Source organism: Paenibacillus senegalensis JC66 (assembly GCF_000285515.1).
GTDB lineage: Bacteria > Bacillota > Bacilli > Paenibacillales > NBRC-103111 > Paenibacillus_L > Paenibacillus_L senegalensis.
This window is the reverse complement of the sequence record NZ_CAES01000123.1, coordinates 1-1,784: the sequence shown is the minus strand read 5'-3', so window position 1 is coordinate 1,784 and position 1,784 is coordinate 1. Positions and strand designations below refer to the sequence as shown.

Genomic DNA, 1,784 nt, shown 5'->3' with positions numbered 1-1,784 from the left:
CCTCGTATTATATATTTAGAAGCCTTTTTCAAGGCAATTTCCAGTTGCTTTTAATTGAATTCTTGTTCTTTGAAAAATTAATATTTTCATTCCAGGGTCTTGGATTTTTCGCAATGTTCCCAGACAATAATCTTAGGGTTATTTGGGGAAATTCGTACCACTCCTGTAGCTTTGTCTACGTAAAAAAGTCTGTTTCCCCAGTACTCGTTTGAACTTCTAACCCGCTGGCTGTTCCCTTCGGCAACCCATGCTCGAAGATAGCAGCTTCGAGGCAGCTCATGGATCGGAGGAAGTTCTGATATGCGAGGGTGATTGATCAGCGAGTGCGCTGGGGGCATCCCGAAGAGTCCAATTCCCTGGATCCCTAATTCAGAAGGGGGGGATTACCCTTGAAATGTTTTATTGGTATTGACGTTAGTTCTCAAGATTTAAAAGTGTGTGCCATGAATCCTGATGGTGAAACACTGGATGTTTGGATCGTAAGCAATAACTATGATGGAGCCACCTTTTTAAGGGACAAGCTTCTATCATTGGCTGATCGTCACGATTTTACCGAGATCCATATCGGTCTTGAATCAACCTCGGTGTATAGCTGGCATCCAGCCATGTTTCTGCATGAGGATGAAGCTTTGAAAAACCACAACACCAAAGTGTTTACGATCAACCCAAAACTGATTAGCAAGTTCAGAGAAGCTTATTCTGATCTGGATAAAACCGATCATGTCGATGCCTGGATTATTGCTGATCGGCTGCGCTTCGGCAGACTGCCCATGACCATCGTGATGCATGAACAATATGTTGCTTTGCAGCGGCTGACCCGTATGCGATTCCATCTGGTTCACAACCTCACTCGTGAAAAGCAATACTTTCTTCAGCACTTATTTTATAAATGCAATGCTTTTACGACGGAGGTCGACAGTGATGTCTTTGGTCATGCCATCACCGAGCTATTACTTGAGCAGTATAGTCTCGATGAAATTGGATCCATGGAATTGGCTGATCTGGCCGATTACTTAAAAGATAAAGGCAGAAACCGATTCCCTCATCCCGAAAAGGTAGCCAAATGCATTCAGAAGGCCGCTCGTTCCTCTTACCGCCTTTCCAAGTGTGTAGAGGATACGATCGATATTTTGTTAGCCACATCCATTGAATCGATTCGCACTGTACAGAAACAGATCAAGCAGATTGACCAAGCGATTGAACGACTGTTAGATGGCATTCCCAATACGTTACAGAGCGTGCCGGGTATTGGCCCTGTTTTCTGTGCCGGTATCTTGGCCGAGATTGGAGACATCCATCGCTTCAAAGATCAGGCTGCTGTCGCAAAATATGCAGGTCTGACATGGCGCAAACATCAATCCGGTTTATTTGAAGCCGAAGATACAAAGCGTATTAAATCCGGTAACCGATTCCTCCGCTATTACCTTGTTGAAGCTGCCAACTCGGTAAAACGATATGATGAGGAATTTAAAGCTTATTACCAAAAGAAATACGCTGAGGTATCGAAGCACCAACACAAAAGAGCACTCGTCTTAACCGCAAGAAAATTAGTGCGTCTGGTCGATGTGCTGCTACGCAACGACCAAATCTACACGCCTAGAAGGAAGGTGAATATGGCGAAACATTAATCGCCTCCTTAACATCCTTCGGTATTATTTCCAGTTTCAGGAATGTATCGAGACTGGGTCTCTTTAGTGATGCCTTATTTCCTGAAAACTAGCGTAAACCCATAAAAGAATTTCCAATTTCCATGATTAATGCTCTTGACATATTACCGCTGGACT

The 1,784-nt window shown here is 43.7% G+C and carries 1 protein-coding gene; it reads left to right on the top strand.

The genetic code is table 11. From position 1 onward, the window contains the following. The first annotated feature begins 389 nt into the window (after window positions 1–389). The gene (locus PSHG_RS25865; protein ID WP_010267165.1) at window positions 390–1,628 is read left to right on the top strand and encodes an IS110 family RNA-guided transposase; all 1,239 of its coding nucleotides are present in this window, start codon (window positions 390–392) and stop codon (window positions 1,626–1,628) included. The last annotated feature ends 156 nt before the right edge of the window (window positions 1,629–1,784 follow it).